The organism is Candidatus Hydrogenedentota bacterium (genome assembly GCA_012730045.1).
Lineage (GTDB): Bacteria > Hydrogenedentota > Hydrogenedentia > Hydrogenedentales > CAITNO01 > JAAYBR01.
The window spans coordinates 11898-34018 of sequence record JAAYBR010000127.1 but is presented as its reverse complement, the minus strand read 5'-3'; the positions used below and the strand labels follow the sequence as shown (position 1 = coordinate 34018).

General features: G+C 67.4%; 14 protein-coding genes and 1 pseudogene. 8 read left to right on the top strand and 7 right to left on the bottom strand.

Features of this window, described 5'->3' with window-relative positions:
- The first annotated feature begins 296 nt into the window (after positions 1–296).
- The 8 genes from GXY15_13985 (at position 297) to GXY15_13950 (ending at position 11130) form a co-directional block, all read left to right on the top strand.
- A complete protein-coding gene (locus tag GXY15_13985) occupies positions 297–2345 on the top strand; it encodes a hypothetical protein (GenBank protein NLV42316.1) in 2049 nt (682 codons plus the stop codon).
- Between the two features lie 117 nt (positions 2346–2462).
- Positions 2463–2909, top strand: coding sequence for a hypothetical protein (locus tag GXY15_13980; GenBank protein ID NLV42315.1), 447 nt, complete (start codon positions 2463–2465; stop codon positions 2907–2909).
- Positions 2910–3094: 185 nt separating this feature from the next.
- The gene (locus tag GXY15_13975) at positions 3095–3556 is read left to right on the top strand and encodes a hypothetical protein (protein ID NLV42314.1); all 462 of its coding nucleotides are present in this window, start codon (positions 3095–3097) and stop codon (positions 3554–3556) included.
- 302 nt (positions 3557–3858) lie between these two features.
- On the top strand, positions 3859–4320 hold the full coding sequence (locus GXY15_13970; GenBank protein NLV42313.1) for a hypothetical protein: 462 nt from the start codon (positions 3859–3861) through the stop codon (positions 4318–4320).
- A gap of 130 nt (positions 4321–4450) precedes the next feature.
- Complete coding sequence (locus tag GXY15_13965) at positions 4451–7462, top strand: DUF4091 domain-containing protein (protein NLV42312.1); 3012 nt, start codon at positions 4451–4453, stop codon at positions 7460–7462.
- Between the two features lie 18 nt (positions 7463–7480).
- The gene (locus tag GXY15_13960) at positions 7481–8446 is read left to right on the top strand and encodes a D-glycerate dehydrogenase (protein NLV42311.1); all 966 of its coding nucleotides are present in this window, start codon (positions 7481–7483) and stop codon (positions 8444–8446) included.
- A 23-nt stretch (positions 8447–8469) separates the two neighbouring features.
- Complete coding sequence (locus GXY15_13955; GenBank protein ID NLV42310.1) at positions 8470–10440, top strand: hypothetical protein; 1971 nt, start codon at positions 8470–8472, stop codon at positions 10438–10440.
- Positions 10441–10689: 249 nt separating this feature from the next.
- Positions 10690–11130, top strand: a complete 441-nt coding sequence (locus tag GXY15_13950; GenBank protein ID NLV42309.1) for a prepilin-type N-terminal cleavage/methylation domain-containing protein — start codon at positions 10690–10692, stop codon at positions 11128–11130.
- 802 nt (positions 11131–11932) lie between these two features.
- Here the strand turns inward: GXY15_13950 and GXY15_13945 are convergent.
- From GXY15_13945 to GXY15_13915, 7 genes and pseudogenes are all read right to left on the bottom strand, one after another.
- A pseudogene (locus tag GXY15_13945) lies at positions 11933–14482 on the bottom strand (alpha-amylase).
- Between the two features lie 619 nt (positions 14483–15101).
- Positions 15102–15623 (bottom strand): hypothetical protein, encoded by a 522-nt coding sequence (locus GXY15_13940; protein ID NLV42308.1) that lies wholly within the window; start codon positions 15621–15623, stop codon positions 15102–15104.
- Between the two features lie 54 nt (positions 15624–15677).
- Positions 15678–17993 carry a VWA domain-containing protein gene (locus tag GXY15_13935; GenBank protein NLV42307.1) on the bottom strand — a complete coding sequence of 772 codons (2316 nt, stop codon included), beginning with the start codon at positions 17991–17993 and terminating at the stop codon, positions 15678–15680.
- 89 nt (positions 17994–18082) lie between these two features.
- On the bottom strand, positions 18083–19063 hold the full coding sequence (locus GXY15_13930; protein NLV42306.1) for an ATP-binding cassette domain-containing protein: 981 nt from the start codon (positions 19061–19063) through the stop codon (positions 18083–18085).
- A complete protein-coding gene (locus GXY15_13925) occupies positions 19060–20100 on the bottom strand; it encodes an ABC transporter ATP-binding protein (GenBank protein NLV42305.1) in 1041 nt (346 codons plus the stop codon). Before GXY15_13925 ends, GXY15_13930 begins: the two co-directional genes overlap by 4 nt.
- On the bottom strand, positions 20097–21116 hold the full coding sequence (locus GXY15_13920; protein ID NLV42304.1) for an ABC transporter permease: 1020 nt from the start codon (positions 21114–21116) through the stop codon (positions 20097–20099). Before GXY15_13920 ends, GXY15_13925 begins: the two co-directional genes overlap by 4 nt.
- Complete coding sequence (locus tag GXY15_13915) at positions 21113–22108, bottom strand: ABC transporter permease (GenBank protein ID NLV42303.1); 996 nt, start codon at positions 22106–22108, stop codon at positions 21113–21115. Before GXY15_13915 ends, GXY15_13920 begins: the two co-directional genes overlap by 4 nt.
- Positions 22109–22121 lie beyond the last annotated feature (13 nt).

The following is a 22121-nucleotide window of genomic DNA, read 5'->3' as shown; positions in this document are numbered from 1 at the left end:
GGAAATTTGGGGCTGCACGTCCTCTGTACCGAACAACCCTGCCGGTTTATACCATATTCCCCCTTTTTTGTTCCACCGGAGCATCTCCCTTTTTCTGCGGTTTGCGGCGGGAGACACCCGCCTGGACCGCCAGACAAACGGGGGCTGCGCGCCGGTGAAGAACACGGCTGGGGGGCGGGGTTGCGCGGGCCGCCCGCCATGCCGCAAAATCCCCCGGGCAGGCGGATATTCCGACGACCCCATGATCCGCCTTTTGGACTGGGTGCGGACGGACAGGGACAAAGGAGGCTTTTTTCATGGTTTTCGCGGCGGTGCTGGCGTGCACGGCGGCCTTGTCCGCCGTCCCGAACGAGGAGCCCCTGTTTGATCTTTCCGCCGGGCTGCTGCCGGCGAATGCCGTCACCCATCATGCGGAAACGGCTCCGGCCAAACGAAGGGGCGGCGGGCTGGAGGTGCGGTTTGGAACCGCGGAATGGCCGCAGGTCCTGTTCACCCCGCCGGCCGGCGGAGTGTGGGACTGGTCGGGCCGGGCGGGCATCGCCGTGCAGGTGTTCAACCCGGCGGGCGAGCCGGTTGACTTCTCCCTGCGCGTGGACAACGCCGGGGCGGACGGCTGGCACGCCACCAACACCGCCGCCTGTTCCGCGCCCCCCAAGGGGCGCGCCGTCTTGAGGATGCGGTTCAAATCCAGCGAGGCCGACACCCTCTGGGGCATGCGCGGGGTGCCCGTGCTTCCCCCGCGCGGGGAGGGGGAGGTCATTGACCCGGCGCGCATCACGGCGTTTCAGGTCTTCCTGCCCCGGCCGGCCCGGGAGCACACGCTGGTGCTCGAGAAGATCACCCTCTTCGGAGAAGGGGGCGCGGCGGGGGTCCCCCTTCCGTTCATCAACCGGTTCGGACAGTATCTCCACGCCGACTGGCCCGGAAAACTCCGGAAGGAGGGGGAGTTTCAAGAAAGGCGGCGGCGCGAAGAGCGCGCCTGGGCGAAATCCCCCCATGTCCGCGACCGGGACCGGTTTGGCGGCTGGACCAAGGGGCCGCAGCTGGAGGCGACGGGCTGGTTCCGAACGGAGAAGGTGGACGGGAAATGGTGGCTCGTCACGCCCGAGGGGCGGCTCTTCTTCTCCGTGGGCATGGACTGCGTGGGCACGTGGGAGCAGACCTTCGTGGAGAAGCGCGAGCCCTGGTTTGAGTGGCTGCCCGCCCCGGACGACCCGGTGTTCGGCGGGTTCTTTGGCGAGGTCAGGGGGGTGCACAGCATGGCGGAGCCCATCGGCGGCGGGGGGCGCACCTTCAGTTTCTACCGGGCGAACCTGCGTCGAAAGCACGGGGAACCGTGGCCCGAACGCTGGCGGGACAGCGCCTATGCCCGGCTGGGGCACTGGGGGTTCAACACGCTGGGGAACTGGAGCCAGCAGGACGTGCTGGAGAACAGCCCCCTCCCCTATGTGGTCTCCACGGGCCTGTGGGGGGTGCCGAAGATTGAGGCGGCAAAGGGATATTGGGCGAAGATGATGGATGTCTATTCCCCTGAATTTGAGGCGGCCGTGGACAAGGCCCTCGCGGGCATCGCGCAGGCCCACGCGGAAAACCCGCTCTGCATCGGCTACTTTGTGGACAACGAGCTGGCCTGGGAGGGCGTGGGGGACGGTTGCCTGAAGAGCCCGCCCACCCAGCCCGCCCGCGCGGCGCTGGTGGCGTTTCTCCAGGAACGCCACGGGAGCCTGGACGCGCTGAACGCCGCCTGGAAAAGCGCCTTCCCCGACTGGGAGCATCTGGACACGCCCGCCGTTCGGGGCGAGGTGTTTCTGGCGGACATGTCGGCCTTTCTGCACCGGTTCGCCCGGCGGTATTTTGAGACGGTGCAGGCGGCGGTCCGCCGGCATGCCCCCCACCAGCTCTATCTCGGATGCCGGTTCTCCGGGGCGCCCGATCCTGTGGTGCGCGCGGCGGGGGAAACCTCGGACGTGGTGTCTTTCAACCTCTACCAGCGCCAAATCCCCAGGGAGAAATGGACCGACCTGATAGACCGGCCCGCCCTGATCGGGGAGTTTCACTTTGGCGCCCTGGACCGGGGCATGTTTCACACAGGGCTTGTCCGGACAAAGGACCAGAAGGAGCGGGCGGCGGCCTACGCGCGGTATGTGGAGAGCGTGGCCACCCACCCGCTTTTCGTGGGGTGCCACTGGTTCCAGTATCTGGACGAGCCGGTGACGGGACGCACCCACGACGGGGAAAACTACAACATCGGCTTCGTGGACGTCACGGACACGCCGTACCCGGAGCTGAGCGCCGGGGCGCGCAAAGCCAACGCGAATCTCTATTCGTTGCGCGCGGGTGGTTGACTACGGAACCGTTTTACGGTATAAGAAGGTACCCCCTTCCAGGGGGCAGACCGGTCGCTCCCGGGTGCGGGGCGGTTTCTTCAGGGGTTCAACGCTGTCTGTTAGGGACTTCACGGCATGGAAGACAACAAAGTTCTTATCGTCTTTGCGGTGGTGCTGGCCGGCATCCTGGGTTTCCCAATCGTGATGCAGGTGGTGAAGGGAAAGCCTGCCACTGAAGGGGCCGCCGTCACAGCGGATGCCCCCCCCCCGCCCACCAAGACCCCCCCGCTGCTCAACGAGGCAAACCTGATCAATTCCGAATGGCAGGCGACCGTGGAGAATTATAAGGTTAAGATCACCCTGGGCCCAGGGGGCGTCGCCTACGCCACCCATCCCATGGCCAAGCAGTTCACAGGCCAGGACTACTTGGAAGGACGGTGGACCATCAACTATGACAAGGTCCACGTTACCACCAGTTTCGGGGGCACGGATTACGCCATAGACTTGGAGATAATGGGCGACAAGGTGTATTTCGTGAACCCAAAATCCAAGAAGATGGATGAGATCTTGAGGTTCCGTTGACCGGGCTTCCCCCGCGCGGCGCTCTCTGTCCGCACACCCGTCCCGCCGATCCCGGCTCCCGCTTCGGGGTTTTCGTAAATTTTCCCTTGTCGAATAAGGCGCGGCCTGTTACAATCACAGTGGGCGCTGGCGGCGGCGTTTTTCAGGTCAGGAAACAGGTGGCGTTTCATTAGGGACCCTCTGCAATGGAAGACAACAAGTTTCTGTTTTTCTTCGGGGCGGTGCTGGTTGTGTTTCTGGGACTGCCCGTGGTCCTGCAGGCGGCCCGCGGGGGGCCGGCCAAGGCGGGCGCCCCCGGCACCCCGGCGGGGGCGGCGGAAGCCCCCGCGCAGCCCCCAAAGGAGCCGCCGCTGCTCAATGAGGGCAACCTGATCGGCACCGAGTGGGAGGCCGACGTGCAGGGGTTTCCGGTGACGGTCAGCCTGGCCGCCGGGGGGGTTGTCTACGCGTCCCATCCCATGGCGAAACAGGTGTACGGTGTGGACTATTTGGAGGGCCGGTGGCAGGTGAACTATGAGAAGGTGAAAATGTTTATGTCTTTCGGGGGAAAAGACTACGAGTTCGATTTCGAAATCATCGGAAGCAAACTGTTCTATCACAACCCTGAATTAAAGGGAAAACTGGGGGAAGTGAAGCGCCTCCGCTGATGTATTCCCCCCCGCAGTCCTTTCCCGTCCCGTTTACTTGGGAGAGACTGCCCCCCCCTTCCACAGCCGTGGGACCACGGCGTCTCCTCACAGGCACTTGGATGGTCCGGAGCAGGATTGTTCCTGACCCTGCCGGAGGGTGCCTCCTGAGATAAGACGCCGCAGCCGTTGCCGTCCCCATCCCTTCCCTGCGCCGCAGGCCCACAGACCAATTGGTTGAACCAATATATCCTTGTCAAAAAAACCTTTCTCTGTATACTGATAATAGTGATTTTTTTTGGGCGACCCGAGAGTTCTTAGCCGTGGAAGACAACAAGTTTCTCTTCATCTTTGGCGCGGTGCTCATCGTGTTCCTCGGGTTCCCGATTGTGATGCAGATGATACGGGGGCAGAAACCGGCACCTGCAGTCGCCGGCGACGCAAACGCCGCGCCTTCCGTTCCGGCCGAACCCGCGAAGACGCCCCCCCTGCTTAATGAGGGCAACCTGATCGGTTCGGAATGGGAGGTTGTCGTCTATGGGTTCCCGACCAAATGCACCCTGGCCGCAGGCGGCGTGGTGTACGCGTCCAATCCGATGGCCAAGCAACTCTACGGGGTGGACTACGTCGAGGAGAAATGGTCCGTAACCCATGACAAGATGCGGGTGTCGGGCACCTTCGGCGGACAGGAACAGGTTTTTGATTTTGAAATCGTCGGCGATCAGATCTGGCACCGCAGCAAAGAACTGAACGGGCAGCTCGTGCAGATCAAGCGCCTGCGCTGACCGTGCCGCCGGTGGGCTGGTCATGCATCCCCCGCCTCCGGCGATTGTATCCTTCCTCCTCTTGGAGATATGATCGGGTGGTCGGCGATGCAAACGGAGAAATGCGGCCGACAGAAGAAAGGAGGAAGCAGTGAAGGGTCTTGCGCGCATTTTCGCCCTTGCGGTGTCCATCCCGGTCGGTTTCGCCGCGGCACAGGTTGTGGAAACGGTCAACCCCTCGTTTGAGGAGGGGAGCGCTCCGGGCGCGCCAACCGGCTGGACCCTGTCCGGCGGGGAGGGCGGGCTGGACGACGCGCAGCCCAGGGACGGCAGTCGCAGCCTCTGGATCCGGGGCACGGGGCAGAGGGAGACGCTCTCCTTCTGGCAGTCCGGCGACTTTTCGCTGGATCCCGGAAAGCCCTATCTCCTCCGCTTCTTCGCCGCCAGGGACGGCGAGGGCAAGCACGCCGGCTTGGCTGTCACGGGCACGGGGGTGTTCAGCGTGGACCTCTCGAACCTCACCGAGCAGTGGCAGCCCGTGGAACTGGTGTTCTCGACCCCGCACCGGGAGGGCCCGTCGTCGTTCCGTTTCGGACAGTGGGAAAGCGACTTCCGGTTCCGCTTTGACGGGCTGCAACTCTGCCGGGCGGTGCCCGCCCACGCGCGTTTCGGGGCGGTGGAGCTGGGCGCGGGCGAGCGGATCGCCGGCAACGACTACTTCTTCGCGGCGCCCATGGCGGAGAACAACACGAACGTGTGCCGGCCCACGCGGGAGTTCACTGCGGGATTCAACACATACCGCATGGTGTTTTCCGATGGAATGTACCTGACCTTTGAGCACCGCATTGCGGAACACCCCGTCACTTCCGCGCGGCTGTTCCTGTGGACCAAACATTACGGCGAAGCCGTGTTCCGGACGGAGGCCAGCCGGGACGGCGCCACTTGGACGGAGATCGGCGAGCCCGGAGAGGGGGAAAAGACCGGAGTGACCGTGCCCGAAACCCTGCTGCCCGCAGAGGCGCTCTGGGTCCGGCTGTCCGTCAGCTCGGCGTCCGGCGGCAGCGTGCAGATGCACGGCTACCGCGTGGAGGCGGAACTGGACGGGCCGCCCCTGACCGCGAAGGGCGACACGCGCTGGCTCGCCGTGGAGGAGCTGGCCGACGGCATGGACCTGTCCGTGGAGGCGCCCGGACTGTTTTCCCCGGACGACGCGGAAAAGGGCGTCACCCTGCGCCTTCGCCAGAACGGCGCGGAGACCGGCGGGGAGGCCGCGCTGCTGGACGGCGACACGGTCTTTTCCCGGGGGAAGCTTGGCGAGCCCCTGCCCGTGCCTTCAGCGTCCGGCCGGCACCCGCTCACCATTGAGGCGAAGGGGGTCCGGCTGCGCCACACCCTCGACGTCTCGGAGTATTACAGCACGGCGTACGGGGAGCGGCTGGGGGACGGCCTGTGGTGGGCCTCCTCCGGATGGAGAATCCCCCGGGGCCGTCCGCTTCCCGCCGCGGAGGGAAAGGCCGTCCGCATTGAGACAGCCCAAAACGAGGCCGAGGCGGCGCAGCTGGTGGTGCGGCCGCAAGAAACCCTGCGGGGCGTGACCGTGACCGCCTCCGCGCTGGAGGGGCCGGGCGGCGCGTTGATCCCCGCGGAGGGCGTGTCCGTGCTGCGGGTCCGGCATGTGCCCGTGACCACGCCGACCGACCGGACGGGCGTGGCCGCGCCGTGGCCCGATCCGCTGCCGCCGCAGACGGCCCCCGTGGACGTTCCCGCCGGGGAGAACCAGCCCTACTGGGTGCGCGTGAAACCGGCCAAGGACACGCCGCCGGGCGAGTACCGGGGAACGCTGCGCGTTGCAGCCGACGGGTATGAGACGGAGGCGCCGCTGGAGGTGCGCGTGTTCGGGTTCACCCTGCCGGACCGCATGACCTGCACGACCGCCTTCGGCATGGACATCTCCAAGCCCCTGGCATACCACCGCGTCTCCGAAGAGGCGGACCAGCGCCGCGTGGTGGACGCCTATCTCCGCGCGCTGGCGGACCACCACATCTGCCCCTACGACCCCGCCCCGTTCGACCCGTTCACCGTGCGGTGGCCGGAGGTGTCGCCGGACAATCCCCCCGCGGACCCGGAGTCGCTGGAGGTCTCCATTGACTGGACCCGGTACGACCGGGCCATGGCGGAGGCCTTTGAAAAGTACCACTTCAACACCTTCTCGGTGCCCATGGAGGGCATGGGCGGCGGCACCTACTACTCCCGCACGCCGCCGTCGCTCCTGGGCTTCCCGGAGGAGTCGCCGGTGTACCGGCGTCTCTTCACGGAATACTGCCGGCAGGTGGAGGAGCACCTGCGCGAGAAGGGCTGGCTGGACGACGGGTTTGTGTACTGGTTCGACGAGCCCGAGCCCAAGGACTACGCCTTCGTCATGGACGGGTTCCTGCGCCTGAAAGACGCCGCGCCGGGCATCCACCGGATGCTGACGGAGGAAATCCACGACGAGCTGGCGGGAGGCCCCAACATCTGGTGCCCCCTCACGCCGGAGTGGCGGGAGAAGGAGGCCCAGGCGCGGCAGGCGCTGGGCGAGCGGATCTGGTGGTACATCTGCACGGGGCCCAAGGCGCCCTATGCGACGCTGTTCATTGACCACCCGGGCACGGAGCTGCGCGTGTGGCTGTGGCAGACCTGGCAGCGGGGCGTGCAGGGCCTGCTCATCTGGGAAACCCTGCTGTGGAACAGCCCGACGGCCTACCCCGACCCCGAACACCCTCAGAACCCCTACGAGGACCCGATGGGGTGGGAGTACGGCTACGGCAACGAGCCGGGGCGCCGCCCCTGGGGCAACGGCGACGGGCGCTTCCTGTATCCCCCCGAGTCGGTGGCGGACGGGCGGCCCGCCGGGCCGGTGTTTGAGCCGCCGGTGGACACGGTGCGCATCGAGATGCTGCGCGACGGCATTGAGGACTACGAGTACCTGGCCCTGCTGCGGCGGGCGCTGGAGGAGAAGGGGGACCGGCTGACGCCGGAGGAGCGGGACCGTCTCTCCGCGCTGCTGGCCGTGCCGCCGGAAATCACGGAAAGCCTGACCGAGTTCACCAAGGACCCCGCGCCCATCGAGGCGCGGCGCAGACAGATCGCCGAGGCGCTGGAAAGCCTGAGCCAGAAACAATAACTCCGGGAGCTGAAACAGATGAAAATTGTCGTGACGCAAACCATACCGGAAAAGGGCCTCCGCGTGCTCCGTGAGGCCTTCGGCGCGGAGGCCGTGCTGGTAACCTCCCAGGACGGCCCCATCCCCCGTGCGAAGCTGCTGGCGGCGGTCCGCGGCGCGGACGCGCTCCTGCCCATGCTCACGGACCGCATTGACGGCGCCGTGCTCGATGCCGCAGGCCCCGGACTGCGCATCGTGGCCAACAACGCCGTCGGCTTCGACAACATAGACCTGACTGCGGCCCGGGCGCGGGGTGTGGCCGTGTCCAACACCCCTGACGTGCTCACGGAGACCACGGCGGACCTCGCCTGGACCCTGCTCATGGCCGCCGCGCGCCGCATCGGCGAGGGAGAGCGCTATCTGCGCGCCGGACAATGGACCTGCTGGTCGCCCATGCAACTCCTCGGCATGGACATCCACGGCGCGACGCTGGGCGTCTTCGGCATGGGCCGGATCGGGCAGGTCATGGCGCGGCGCGCCGCCGGGTTCTCCATGCGCGTCCTCTACACCGACGTGAACCGGCTCCCGGAGGATGCGGAGAACGCGCTCGGCGTGGTGTTCACGGACAAGGCCGCCCTCCTCCGCGAGGCCGACTTTCTCACCGTCCACTGCCCCCTGACGCCGGACACCCGGCACGCCTTCTCCGACGCGGAGTTCGCGGCGATGAAGCGGACCGCCGTGTTCGTCAACACCTCCCGGGGGCCCGTCGTGGACGAGGCGGCCCTCGCCCGCGCCCTCCGGTCCGGGGAAATCTTCGCGGCGGGCATTGACGTCTTCGAGAAGGAGCCGCGCGTGCATCCCGACCTGCTGGACTGCGAAAACGCGGTCCTGATCCCGCACCTCGGCAGTGCGTCCTTGGAGACGCGCGCGTGCATGGCCGCCCTCGCCGCGAGCAACATCGTCGCCGTCCTGCGGGGCGGGGAGCCGCCCAACCGGGTGGCCTAAAGCACGGTGAAAGGAAGACTGAGATGAGAACAAACACCTTGGCCGTCCTGCTGGCAGTTGCCGTCCTGGCGGGTTTCCCATCGTCCCTTGGGGCGCAGGACGCCGCGCCCGCCGGAAAAGCCCTCTATGTGTCCAAGCTCGGCGACGACTCGGACGGCTCGTCCTGGGAAAAGGCCTTCCGCACCGTGCAGAAGGCGCTGCTGGCCGTTCCGGACGACACGGGGGGGCACCGGATCATCATCCGGCCGGACACCTACATGGAGGCCAATCTGTACCCTGCGCACAAGGGGGCGAAGGGGGCGTGGAACACGCTGGTCGGCGACTTTGACGGCAGCCTGGGCTCCGGGCGCAAAGGCTGGGTGATCCTGGACTCCGGAGACCCGGAAAAGGGGTTCAAAAGCTATGACTGGTGGGGAAACATCCGCTCGTACTCCAAGGGATGGTCCAAGGAGCACAAGGACGAGACCTTCTCGGCCATCGGGTGGGACCGCTGGGAGCTGAAGCGCCTGTACGCCACCGGCGGCGACGGCGGTCTCTTCTTCGACTGCACGGACAAGGTGGAGCCTTTTTCGGTGCTGGTGGAGGACTGCGTGAGCATCGGCCGCGCTTTTGGCGGCGGCGTGGCGAGCTGCCTGGCCCGGCCGGAGGAGCCCATCACCTACCGGCGGTGCCACCTCCACGCGCTGGACTGGTGGGGCGACACGGCGGCGGCCTATGTCCGTGTGGAGAACCAGGCCATGCCCGACCGGCCCGATGTCTTCTTCGAGGACTGCGTGATGGTGGGGCCCCAGTGCGCGCTGAAGGGCGGCAACTTCGGGTTCAAGACCTTCACCCGCGCGAAATGCACCGGGTGCAAGCTCATTGCCCTGAACTTCTCGCAGCCCGCGGGCACCCCCACGGACGGCGTGGTGCAGAGCGTGCAGGCGGGGAAACATTTTGCCGCCGACTTTGAGGACTGCCTGCTCATGGGGTACACCCTCTTCGGCGTGAAGGTCGAGAAGGAGACCCTGCCCGACTTCAAACACACCACCAAAGGAAACTGCATGGCCTATGTGCAGTTCCAGCAGCCCGTGCCGGAGGGCTTCCAGCGGCTGGGCCACTGGCCGGCGGAGCACTACGCCGACCTCGTCCCGCCCGCGCCGGACACCACCCCGGTGTCGGCGCCGCTGAACAAGAAACTCGTCCAGCGGGATCTGTGCGAGGTTTCCCCCTTCGCGTGGAAGGGGCGGAACTGCCTGATGAAATGCATTCGGCCCGCCAGCGGGGGAACGGCCGCAGACTACCGGCTGGAACTGGCCGACGGGGAAACGGGGGAGGTGCTGGCCTCTTTTGGCGAGGGCCACAGCCTGGGCTGCGCCTTTGTCACCGGGGACACGTTCCACGCCTTTGCGAGCCGGTTTGAGAAGGGAGGCTGGACCGACATCCACCATTTCTGGTCCAAGGACCTGAAAACGTGGGAGGATGCCCCCGCCGTCCGCAGGCAGAAGGACGAGGGGCTGTTCAACAGCTCCGTGTGCGCGGGTCCGGACGGGTTTGTCATGGCCTATGAAAGCAACGACCAGTCCTATCCCGCCTTCACTGTCAAGTTCGCCCGGTCGGATGACCTTGTGAAGTGGACCCCCGTGCCCGACGCCCTGCTCGGAACGGACCGCTACGCCGCCTGCCCCTGCATTCGCTTCGCCAACGGCTTCTATTACGTCCTCTATCTCGAGCACCGCACACCGCGCTGGTTCTTTGAGACCTACATCGCCCGTTCCGCCGACCTGAAGGCCTGGGAACTGAGCAGGGAAAACCCCGTGCTGTCCCCCCAAGGGCTGGACGAGGGCATCAACGCCAGCGACCCCGACCTGGGATCCGACGGGGGGTATGCCTGCCTGTTCTATGCCGTGGGCGACCAGCGCACCTGGATGAACATCAAATCGGCGACCTATCCGTACAAACCGGACGCATTCTTGAACAGCTGGTTTCCCTCCCCGGGCGTTTCCTGCAAATAGGACGGCCTGCTGATAACAGTCGTCCCAAAGAAGCCCACCGACAAAAAGCGGCGCATCCAGTCGCGGCCTGTTGTTCTAAACGGCCTTTTTTTGCCTCCTTCCACAGCCACTCTATTCACAAGATCTTTATTATCAACCATTTGCGTTTTCAGGCATGGATAATGCTCCCACAACCGTCGAGGTTATGTGCGCGCCTTGTGAGAAGTATGGGACATCGTGTCCTACTTGCAATTATGGGGTGTTGGGCAAATGGGCAGGCAACGCGGTTTTACGCTGATCGAGTTGATGATCGTGGTGGCGATCATCGCCATTATTGCGGCAATTGCCATTCCCAACCTGATGCGGTCGCGCATCCAGGCCAACGAGGCGTCGGCCATCTACAATCTCCGGGCGGTTGTCTCCGCGCAGGGGGGATACTTCTCCGCCAACAGCCGCTACGCCACGGAGTTTGAAGAGCTGACCACGGCAACCCCCCCCTTCCTGAACGGCGACTGGGGGACCACCCAGCGCAGCGGGTACAGTTTCACGTTGGAGGGGGAGGAGGCCAACTACACCTCGCACGCCAACGCCACCACCTACGGGGTGACGGGGGTGCGGGGTTTCTTTGTGGACTCCAGCGGGATCATCCGCGCAAACCAGGGCGCGGACGCGGACGTGGGCAGCCCGCCCATATCGGACCCGGTCACCTGAGCCCGGCCTACCGGAGCGCTTCCAGCATCCAGTCCAAGTCGTAGTTGGTGTCTTCCGCCGCCTCCAGCAGGGCGTCCATGCACTCCGCCGACGACGACAGCCGGTCGGCGGCGTTTCCGTATTTCCCAGGGGACAGCGCGTCAAACGCCTCCAGGAAACAGAAGGCCCCGGCCATGCGTGCCAGCTGCTCCCGGTTGATGTACCGCCGGCCCGCAAAACGGTTGAGCAGCAGGAAGCCCGCCGCGTCCACATCGCTGAACAGCGGGTGCAGCACGGGGCCCCACACGGCGTCCGGCAGGGTGCGCAGGGCGGGCGCGTGGAGGAGAAGCAGGCGCGTGAGCCGGGCATCCATCCCCGCACGCCAGGCGTCGCCATCCATGGACTCGAAGGCCTTGGCCAGGTTCCGCGCGAGGAACCACTCCCCGGCCAGCCGACCGCCCAGGACATGGGGCGCCTCCGGGATGCCGGTATCCGGCAGGACGCGGGCCGCCACACCACCCAGGGGCTCCAGCAGGAACAGGGCGAGAAACACCCGCCAAGTGCCCAAATGCAGCGGCGCTCCGGGAATATCCCAGTCTTCCAGCCAGGCGGCGGCCTCTGGACACAGCCGGCCGGCGGTCACCGCAACACCGCCCCGGCGCAGGGCGTCCACCTTTTCCAGGGCATTCTCCACGAGGTCGTCAAAGACCGCCTGACCGCCGAGCTGGGCGGCCGCCGCCGCGAGAAAGGCGGCGAGCCTGCCGGCGACCACCTCGCGGTCCGGCCTGGAAAAATGCTCCGCGCACAGGCGGTGAAAGGTGTCCGGCGAGACCATGTCGCGGAACGGAACCAGCACGGCGGCAAGCCGCAGCTCCGCCCAGGCATCACCCACGGAGGGCACCCCGCGTCCCTGGAGCTGCTCATGCAGACGCGCCCAGGAGAGGTCGTGGTCCTCCACGAAGAACCAGTCCAGCAAAACGCGGTGCTCATAGCCCGACAACTCGACATGCAGCCCGTCGCGCCGGAGAGAGGACACATGGTGCAGGTACTCGCGTCCGGTGCGGGAGTCCCGAAAGATGACATACGCATTGTCCGAGTCTGGGAGACGGAGCGCCTCCCCGAGGGACCAGCGGCGCAGTTGGGGCGCGTCCGCCGCCCCCTCATTCACGGCGGAGGAGGTGTGGATGACCCCCTGCGCGGAGGAATAGGCGTTGTTATACAGCACGACGGCCCGCTCGTCCCCATCCAGGTTGGAATAGGCGAAAACATTCTCGTCCACCCAGCCTTCCGGGGTCGTGAAGTCGTAGATGCGGAAATGCTCCGCACCGCTGAACAGATGGCGGCGGCGGAGCAGGGGGAAGACCTCGCGCTCATGCCGGACAACCAGGTCCTGGTCCGGGGATTCGTCCCAGTAGGCGCGGCGGTACTCCATGCCGTATTTCTCGGTGAGCCCCTCGATCTGGCCGTGGCCGAACATGGGAAGGCCGGGCATGGTGGCCAGCATGACCGCCACGCCGAAATACTTGTCGCCCTTGCCGAACTGGGCGACCGCCGTGTCCTCGTCGGGGTTGTTCATGAAATTGACGAAGCGCTGGAGGATTTCCGGGCTGAACTCCAGCACATTCTTGAGGGTCTGGCGGAATTTGCCGTTGTCCTCCATCTTGAGCATGTTCATGAAGGCGCTGTTGTAGACCCGGTGCATGCCGAGGGTGCGGACGAAGTAGCCCTCCATGAGCCAGAAGGCCTCGGCGAGCAGGAGGGTGTTTTCGGCCTCCGCCGCCGCGCGGTCCACCACCTGGCGCCAAAACTCCTCCGGGAAGGCCGTGTCGAACTGCTCCCGCGTCAGGGAGTGCTCGGCCCGCGAGGGAATCGCCCCGGCATCGCCGGGCCGGGGGAACCACAGCCGCTGGTAGTGCTTCTTGGCGAGGGTCATGGCGGCGTCGAATCGGATGATGGGCGACTTGCGGGCAACGTGGAGAATGACCCGGGTGACGGCCTCGCGCACCTCGGGCAGCATGAAGTTGAGCTGCGCCGTGTCGTTCCAGGGCATGCTCGTGCCGTCGTTCCCGTGGTAGATGTACCGCGTCTCCCCGGTGATGCGGGACACCCACTTGAACACCACCGCGGCGTCCGTCCTGTTCCAGTAGCCGTCCTCCAGATAGAGGCAGATCCGGTCGTCCGGCGAGAGGTCCGGCCCGGTGAAGCGGTAGTTGGGGAAGGGCGGCTCGGGGGACTGGATGAACCAGTCGGGATGCTCCACGATCCAGCGCGAGTAGATGCCGACATGGTTGGGCACCATGTCGCTCGCGAGCCGGATGCCGCGCCGCCACGCCCGTTCCGCGAGGGCATGATAGGCGTCGTCTCCGCCGAGGTCGGCGGCGATCTGGTAGTCGTAGAGGGAGTAGGCGGAGGACTCGGCCTCGGGGTTGCCCATGCGGCGTTTGATGTCCCGCGACACGGACGACCGCTCCCACAGGCCGATGAGCCACAGGGCGTTGAACCCCCAGCCCGCGAGCTGGTCCAGTTCCAGCTCCGGAATCTCGTCGAGACGGCGCACGGGCACGCCGTGCTTCTTGGAGAGCTGGTCCAGCCAGACATAGACCGACTTCGCCATGAGCACCACATTGGGCATCCAGTCCATGTCCGGACTGAAGGCCTCGGGCTCCGGATAGGCGGCCCCATCATCGCCGCCGCGCGGGCGGAACGTCAGGGCCTCGCTCGGCCCCGGGCCGAAACCCCGCAGGGCCGTCTCCTCGCGGAGCACCCCCCGGGCCGTCAGCAGTTCCGCCAAGAAGACCTGGGGCAGCCAGGCGCCCCAGCGTTCCAGCACGAAGGCGATCTGTCCCTCCAGCGAGTCCGGACACGCGCGCAGGGGCGCGCGCAGGGTGTCCGGCAGGGACAGTCCCGTGGTGGGGCAGGGCGGCTGGTCCAGCAGCCAGGAATCCATCGCGTGAATGTAGCGCGGGAAGGGCGAATGCGCGCGCAGGGGCCGGGTGTCGTGCAGCGCGCGGTAGGCGGCCGCGGCGGGGTTCTCATCCGTCACCTGGAGCAGCAGCGCCTCGACGGCGGCGGTCTCCCGGCCCGTACGGCCTTCCTCCTCCAGCCGCAGCCAGTCACGCGCCGAAACCCGGCCCAACCGCACGGCGGCCGGGGGGAAATGCCCCGCCAGCGCGGGCAGGGTCTCGTCCACGGCATCCGGGCCCGCGGCGCGGGCCGTCTCCGCCAGTCCCTTCTCCAGCGCCATGGGAAAGAACACTTGGAAATACTGCCCGGCCACATGGCGGAGGATGCGTGTGAGCAACTCTAGGGCGAGGAGTTCCCCTGCGCGGGCGTGCGGGATGTCTGGACGGGCGGGGTCGCGGGCGTCGTTCATGCGCGCGGCCAGCGCGCGCGCCAGCGCCACGCGGCCGGAAACCGCGCCCTCCCTCCCTTCCACGAGGGCGTCCAATCCGTAACGGTGCCAGGAATCCCCGGAAACGAAAAACCCCAGGGGTGCCAGGGGGCTGTGATCCAAACCACTCAGAGACATGTCCATGAAGGCCACTTTCCAACAACGCGGTGCCCGAAAAACGGGCGGACAGGGAAGAATGAAATGCGCAAAGCCGCCCCAGCATACAGGATTCCCGGCCCCCCGCGCCATGCGGCAGAAGACTCCTGGAACATGGAATGGCGGCGGCCGGCTGGATGCCCCGGGCATGGGGAGGGGCATTCACATGGATGGACAGGATGGACAGGATAAGGAAGAAAATCCTGTGCATCCTGTCCATCCATGTTAATTGTCCCCGGCCGCCAACCAGCGCGGGGCCCAAAGACAAGGCCGCCGGGACGGCGGCGGCACACCGGCCAAGCCCCGCCCAACACGCTGCCGCTCTCCAAGGTGCGCGGCGCGCGCATGACGTCTGCGGGGTCCACTCCGTCCAGCCTGTCCACGCCGTCCACTGCCGCCGCAGACTGAAACCGGCAGGCCGGGCACTGCGCCCGTTTGCCGGGGCTCAGTTTCTCTTGGCCTCGACGGTGCCTTTGAGGGAGAACTGGTCGTGGTCGGGGACTTTGACGGCAAGGCTCCAGGAACCGTCGAGGGCGTCCATGTCCCCATTATCGTTGGTGTCCGACCCCGTGCCCTGGATGCTGATGGCCAGGGTGGTGTCGCTGTCCGTTTCCGCGCTGACCAGGGTGATCCTTCCGGAGCGGGTGACGTATCCGGTGACCTCCGTGCTGAGGCGGGTCGGCAGGCCGTCGTCGGCAATGTCGTCAAAAAGGGACGGGCAGGTGAAGTACACCGTGGCCGTGCCCTCGAGGACATAGCCCTGGAGGAGGGAATAGTCCCCGTCATGCTCCAGGGAGAGGGACATGCTGCAAGTGCGGGGCCTGCCGTCGCTGAGCAGGGTGCCCGACCAGACGCCCCGGTAGGCGCCGGTCACGTCGAACGGGGGCCCGCCCCCCAGCCAGGAGCATCCCGCAACCAGCAATGTGGCCGACAGCGCCGCAATACCCGCCGCCTTCCTTGGTGTCATGGCTGTCTCCTTTTTCAGGACGGGGCCGGACGCCGCGACGGGCGCCGCCCGCGCCTAGTCGAAGTTCACCACTTCCAGGTACTGCCCGCCGACATAGTCGTTGTCAATCCAGAGATTCTCAATGAGCGGGGTGGTCTCATCGGGGACGTCCGGATAGTCCAGCCGGAGAAGGGGGCCGAAATCAGAGAAGGCAGCGGCGGGACCGGGGCTTTGCACGGTGATCCACCATCCGCCGGGCTCGAAATCCGGTTCCCGGGTCAGCGTCCATCCGTCCAGCACGCCGCCGTCGGCGGCGCCGACAATGGACACCGTAAACGGGAGCGTGGTGGCGACATACATGCGGACCCAAGGGATGAGCCGGGGCATGTAGTCGGCGCGGAAGACCAGCGCGGCGGTCGTGCCGGCGCCGCTGGGCACCAGCCGCAACGCTCCGCGCCGCACCTCCCCCGCGTGGTCCGAGGGCTTGAAGAATGCCTTTGCGGTGTACAGGGCGCCCTGCTCCCCGAGGGACAGGGAGAATCTGGGGAGGAAGGCCCGGTCGTCCCGGCGCAGGGTGGCCCAGCGCAGGATGTAGCGGCCCTCCAGGCGCTGGATGATCTCCTCAAACGCGCCCGCGACGGCGCCGGAATCCTCGGCGGTGAACCGCCGCCCGCCGGTGCGCAGGGCAAGATTGTCCAGCCGGGTGTAGTCGGAGACTTCCCCAAATCCCAGGGCCATGATCTTCACGCCGCGCTTGACGGCAAAGGAGACCACCTCGCCCAGACGGCGCAGGCTGGAGGTGTCCTGCCCCCGGGAGAACAGCACGACATAGCGCTCCTCGCCCGCCGCATCCTCCTCGCCGAACCCCTGGATGGCGCCGTAAACCGCGTCGTACAGGCGCGGCCCGGAGGCGAACCCCGCCACATGCCCCCCCTGGATGGCGGCGATGCGGGCGCGCAGGAAATCCCGGTCAGTGGTGAAACCGGCGATCCGCGCGGCGTCCTCGTCGTCGCGGCAGAAGGCGGTGACGCCCACCAGGGCCTCGGGGGTCAGGGCGTTCAGGAAAACCTCCGAGGCGGCCGCCTCCATGGCCGCGACGGCGCCGGGCGACTCCTGCATGGACAGGGAGTAGTCGAGGACCATCTCGCACCGGAGCTGGCGCGCGGCGGCCCGCCGCAGCAGGGGCGCCACCTCCGGCGGCCCCGGCTCCGCGCCTTCGAAGACCTCTGCGGAGAACTGGGCCGGCTCCGCGACCACGGGCAGCCCGGCGGCGTCCGCCACATTGAAGACAAAATCCAGCAGGTACGGTGCTGAATAGCGCTCCTGGACATTCTCGAAGTGTATCGCCGCGCCCATGGTCGTCTCATCCTGCACCGCCCGCACGGCGATGCGGAAGACGGAGAGGTCTGGGCGGTCGGGCACGATGTCCACGAAACTCTCGTGGTCCCCCTCGGGCAGGGCGGCCCGGTCCAGCGTGATGAGCAGGGGCGTCTTCACGGGAACCCCCTCCGCGGGGGGCGAAAGCGTCATGGTGCCGGGCGTCACCCGCAACCAGGCGGCCCCGGCGACAGTGGAGACCGGGAAACCGGCCGTCCCGTCCGCGGAGTTCCACACCTCGACCGTGCGGGGCGCATAATCCCGCCCGAAATCAACCTCCGAACTGGAGGCGGTGATGGCGGCATACTTCTTGAAGACGGTGACGGGCACCCTCTTGTCGGCGAACCCGTCGCTGGAAAAGACCAGCTCCGCGCTGTGCGGCCCCGGGGTGGGTATGAGTTCCCGCTCCACGGAGACGGAGATCAGCCGGCGGTCCTCCGCGCCCGAACTGTAGAAGAAGGCGCGGCTGGTCCGGATCCAGGTGACAGTCGGCGTGACCGTGAACATCGGCGAGGTCGTGACCTCGCTGGTGTTCCAGGCCTCCAGGGACAGCACCGTGTCGTCCGCGCCGAAATCCAGGGCCCCGGTGGACACGCCCACGGCCTCATAGGGCGGGGAGATGTAGACGGGGATTTCCACGGTGTTCACCCTGGCGCCCTTGACGGTGATGCGCCCCTCGGCGCGCCCCCCCTTCAGCCTGGTCCGGTCGGCGGTCACCACAATGCTCTTCTTGTCGAGAAGCGTGGCCTTCTGGCCCCCGTCCGTGGACTGGGGCGCGGCGCTTTCCACCTCCGACGGCTCCAGAGTGATCCAGTCGTCGGAGGCCTCCAGCGTGACCTTCATGTTCTTGAGGTCGTCCTCGCCGTTCCAGAGCTCAAAGCGCAGCCCGTTGGAGGTCTCCCCGAACTCCAGATACTCGACAGACACCTGGACCGCCTCGCGCTTGCACGCCACGAAAAACAGGCAGAGGGTGCAGACAATGGACAGCCGAAACCATGTGCCTGTGCGGATCACGAAGTGCCTCCAGGGGCTTTGGATGCGCCCGCCGACCGTCGGGCCGCGGTCCAAACCCCTGTCATTGTCGCCCCAAGCGGCCGGTGTTGTCAATGTCTTTCGGGGGCGTGGACGGCGCAGGCGGCGCGATGCCCCCCCCCGGTGTCCACCAGCCGCTGCGCAGTCTGGGAACATTCCGGGCGGACATCCGGGCAGCGGGGATGGAAGGGGCAGCCGGAGGGCGGGTTGATGGGACTGGGCACGTCCCCCGCGAGGACGACGCGGTCCCGGCGGGCCGCCGGGTCCGGCACCGGCGCGGCGGCGAGCAGGGCCTTGGTGTAGGGATGGACCGGGGCGGCGAACAGGTCCGCCGCGGGCGCCGTCTCCACGATGCGGCCCAAATACATGACCGCGACGTGCGTGGAGATGTGGCGCACCACCGCGAGGTCGTGGCTGATGAACAGGTAGGTCAGGCCGAGGCGCTCCTGGAGGTCCTTGAGCAGGTTGAGGATCTGCGCCTGGATGGACACGTCCAGGGCCGACACGGGCTCGTCGGCGATGATGAACTCGGGCTCGACGGCCAGGGCGCGGGCGATGCCCACGCGCTGGCGCTGGCCGCCGCTGAACTCGTGGGGATAGCGGTCGGCGGCGGCGCCGGGAAGGCCCACCAGGTCCAGCAGCTCCGCGGTGCGGGCGGCGACGGCCGCGCCCCGCGCCAGCCGGTGCACCCGGAGAATCTCGCCGAGCATGCCGCCGATGGTCATGCGGGGGTTCAGGGACGCATAGGGGTCCTGGAAAATGATCTGCATGCGCTTGCGCAGGGCGCGCAGGGTGCCCTTGTCGGCGCGCAGCACGTCCGTCCCGTCGAAGGAGACCTCCCCCGCCGTGGGCTCGACCAGCCGAAGCACCAGCCGGCCCGTCGTGGTCTTTCCGCTGCCGCTCTCCCCCACCAGGCTCAGGGTCGCCCCGCGCGGGATCGAGAAACTGACGCCGTCCACCGCGCGGACCGAGGCGACGGCCCGCCCAAACACGCCCCCGCGCACGGGAAAGTGCTTCACGAGGTCCCTCACCACCAGCAGGTCACCGCTCATGCGCCCTTTCCTCCTTCCCCCGCCGTCGGTTCGGCGGACGCTTCCGGACAATGGAGCCAGCAGGCGGCCGTGTGGTCCGGCCCGACATTCACAGCCGGCGGCTCGCGCAGGGCGCAGACCGGCAGCGCGCGGGAGCACCGGGGGTGGAACCGGCAGCCCGCCGGGTAGGCCGTGGCCGGGGGCACGGAACCCCGGATGGCGTGCAGCCGCGCCGCCCCGGCGTTCATCACGGGCAGCGACTGGAACAGTTCGCGGGTGTACGGGTGCGCCGGGCTGGCGAAGAGCTCGGCCACGGGGGCGCGCTCGACAATGCGCCCGGCGTACATGACCGCCACGGCGTCGGCGGTCTCGGCGACCACGCCGAGGTCGTGCGTGATGAGCAGCACGGCCATGCCCGTGTCGCGCCGCACGTCGCGCAACAGCGAGAGGATCTGCGCCTGGATGGTCACGTCGAGGGCCGTGGTCGGCTCGTCGGCGATGAGCACGCGGGGGCCGCAGGCGAGGGCGAGGGCGATCATGACGCGCTGGAGCATGCCGCCGGACAGCTGGTGCGGGTAGTCCTGGGCGCGGCGCGCGGCCTCGGGGATGTTCACCCGCTCCAGCGCGCGCACGGCCTCGGCCCAGGCGGCGTCGCGGCCCAGCCCCCGGTGCAGCCGGATGACGGAGGCGATCTGCGCGCCCACGCGGAACACGGGGTTCATGGAGGTCATGGGCTCCTGGAAGATCATGGAGATGTCGTTGCCGCGCACGCGGCGCATCTCGTTCTCCGGCAGCCCAAGCAGGGCGCGCCCGTCGAACAGCACCTCCCCGTCCGTGATCTCGCCGGGCGGCGAGGGGATCAGCCGCAAAATGGACAGGGCCGTCACGCTCTTGCCGCAGCCGCTCTCGCCCACGAGCGCGAGCGTCTCCCCGGCGGCGAGGTCGAAGGAGACCCCGTCCACCGCGACGGCGGTCCCGGCGTCGGTGTGGAACACCGTCCGGAGCCCCCGCACGGAGAGCACGTTGTCCGATGAGGCTTTGGTGTCCGGCTGCGTCATTGGCGGAGCCTCGGGTCCATGGCGTCGCGCAGGCCGTCGCCGACCAGGTTGAACGCCACCACGGTCAGGAAGATGGCGATGCCGGGGAACAGCACGAGCCACCAGGCGAAATCCACGTAACTCTGCGACTGCTTCAGAATCTCGCCCCAGCTCGCCGTGGGCGGCGGCACGCCGAAGCCCAGAAAGCTCAGGCCGGACTCGGTGAGGATGGCCCCGGCCACGCCGAAGGTGGCCGCCACGAACACGGGGCTGACGGCGTTGGGCAGGAGGTGGCGGAAGATGACCCGGCCGTCGCCCAGGCCCAGGGCGCGCGCGGCGGCCGCGTAGTCCATCTCCTTCTGCTTGAGGAACTCGCCCCGGACCAGCCGGGCGACCTCGGGCCAGCTCGTGAGCCCGATGACCACCATGATGTTCATGATGCCGGGATCCAGCAGGGCCATGACGGTGATGATGAGGAAGAAGGACGGCACGCACATCCATATCTCGATGAGGCGCAGGACGGCGGCGTCCACCCATCCCCCGTAGTATCCCGCCAGCGCGCCGAGGATCACGCCGACCAGCACCGCGATGCCCACGGAGATGAACCCCACGGACATGGAGATGCGCCCGCCCCAGATGATCCGGCTGAGCACGTCGCGGCCCCGGTCGTCCGTGCCGAACCAGTGGCGCGGCCCCGGCGCCGACAGGCGCGCGCGCAGGTCCTGGCGCAGGGGACCGTGGGGCACAGGGGGCCACAGGGCGTACTCGCCGGGCCCCGGCCGCCACCGGTCAAAGTTGTTGTAGAGGTTTTCGGCCTGAAGGTCGGCGTAGGTGATGAGGTTGGGCAGCGGGTAGGTCTTCCCCCCCTTCACCAGCCACACGGGGGTGTCGTTGGCGAGGAACGGCGCGGCCAGGGACAGGACCCCGAAAAACAGGACCAGCGCCGCCCCCAGCAGGGCCGGGCGGTTCCTGCGGTACTGCCGCCACACGAGGCGCCAGTAGCCGGCGGAGCGCTCCTGTTGTTCCCGGTCCGTCATCCCAGTTTGATCCTCGGGTCCACCAGCGTGTACAGCAGGTCGCTCAGGATGAGCCCCGCCAGCGTCAGCAGGGACGCGATGGCGACGTTGCCCATGATGAGCGGGTAGTCCCGGCTGAGGACGGCCTCAAAGGCGAGGCGGCCCATGCCGGGCAGGGAGAAGATGGTCTCGATGATGACGCTGCCGCCGATGAGCGCGGGCAGCAGCCCGCCGAGCAGCGTGACCACCGGAATCAGCGAATTGCGCATGGCATATTTCCACACCACCACGCGCTCGGAGAACCCGTAGGCCCGCGCCGTGCGCACGTAGTCCTGGCGGAGGGTCTCCAGCATGCCCGCGCGCATGTAGCGCGACAGGAACGCGAAACTGCCGTAGGTGAGGCAGAAGAGCGGCATCGCCAGGTGCCACAGCCGGTCCAAAAACCAGCGGCCCGGCGACAACGCCGCCGCGCCGGGGGAGTTCAGCCCGTGGATGGGGAACCAGTTGAGATACTCCCCGCCGCCGAGGAACAGGATGAGGAGCATGGCCACCCAGAACCCCGGCAGGCTGTACAGGAGGAACAGCGCCCCCGTGAGCGCCGTGTTGGTCCGGGTACCGCCGTGGGTGGCGGAGTAGACCCCCAGGGGGACGGAGATGAGGTAGACCAGCAGGATGGTCAGAAGGTTCAGCTGCAGGGTGACGGGGAGCGCCTCGGCGATCTTCGTGGTGACGGGCCGCTGGTCCTTCATGCTCGCGCCGAAGTCCAGCGTGACCAGCCGCCCCAGCCAGCGGACATACTGGACGTGCAGGGGCTTGTCGAGGCCGTAGAGGGCCTTGGTCTGCTCGATGATCTGGGCGGTGGCGGCGTCGGCCTTCATGGAGCCGTCCATGCCGCGCAGCTTGGCGGCCACGGGGCTGCCCGGCGCGAGCTGGATGAGCACGAAGGTGAGCAGGCTGATTCCGAGGAAGGTCGGAATCATCAGGAGCAGCCTGCGTGTGATGTACGCCCGCATCGCGCGCCTTCCC

What these genes read in the sequence shown, in the direction of transcription:
- GXY15_13985 (NLV42316.1), top strand. Translation starts at nt 297, where the DNA reads ATGGTTTTCGCGGCGGTGCTGGCGTGCACGGCGGCCTTGTCCGCCGTC.
- GXY15_13980 (NLV42315.1), top strand. Translation starts at nt 2,463, where the DNA reads ATGGAAGACAACAAAGTTCTTATCGTCTTTGCGGTGGTGCTGGCCGGC.
- GXY15_13975 (NLV42314.1), top strand. Translation starts at nt 3,095, where the DNA reads ATGGAAGACAACAAGTTTCTGTTTTTCTTCGGGGCGGTGCTGGTTGTG.
- GXY15_13960 (NLV42311.1), top strand. Translation starts at nt 7,481, where the DNA reads ATGAAAATTGTCGTGACGCAAACCATACCGGAAAAGGGCCTCCGCGTG.
- GXY15_13955 (NLV42310.1), top strand. Translation starts at nt 8,470, where the DNA reads ATGAGAACAAACACCTTGGCCGTCCTGCTGGCAGTTGCCGTCCTGGCG.
- GXY15_13950 (NLV42309.1), top strand. Translation starts at nt 10,690, where the DNA reads ATGGGCAGGCAACGCGGTTTTACGCTGATCGAGTTGATGATCGTGGTG.
- GXY15_13940 (NLV42308.1), bottom strand. Translation starts at nt 15,623, where the DNA reads ATGACACCAAGGAAGGCGGCGGGTATTGCGGCGCTGTCGGCCACATTG.
- GXY15_13930 (NLV42306.1), bottom strand. Translation starts at nt 19,063, where the DNA reads ATGAGCGGTGACCTGCTGGTGGTGAGGGACCTCGTGAAGCACTTTCCC.
- GXY15_13925 (NLV42305.1), bottom strand. Translation starts at nt 20,100, where the DNA reads ATGACGCAGCCGGACACCAAAGCCTCATCGGACAACGTGCTCTCCGTG.
- GXY15_13920 (NLV42304.1), bottom strand. Translation starts at nt 21,116, where the DNA reads ATGACGGACCGGGAACAACAGGAGCGCTCCGCCGGCTACTGGCGCCTC.
- GXY15_13915 (NLV42303.1), bottom strand. Translation starts at nt 22,108, where the DNA reads ATGCGGGCGTACATCACACGCAGGCTGCTCCTGATGATTCCGACCTTC.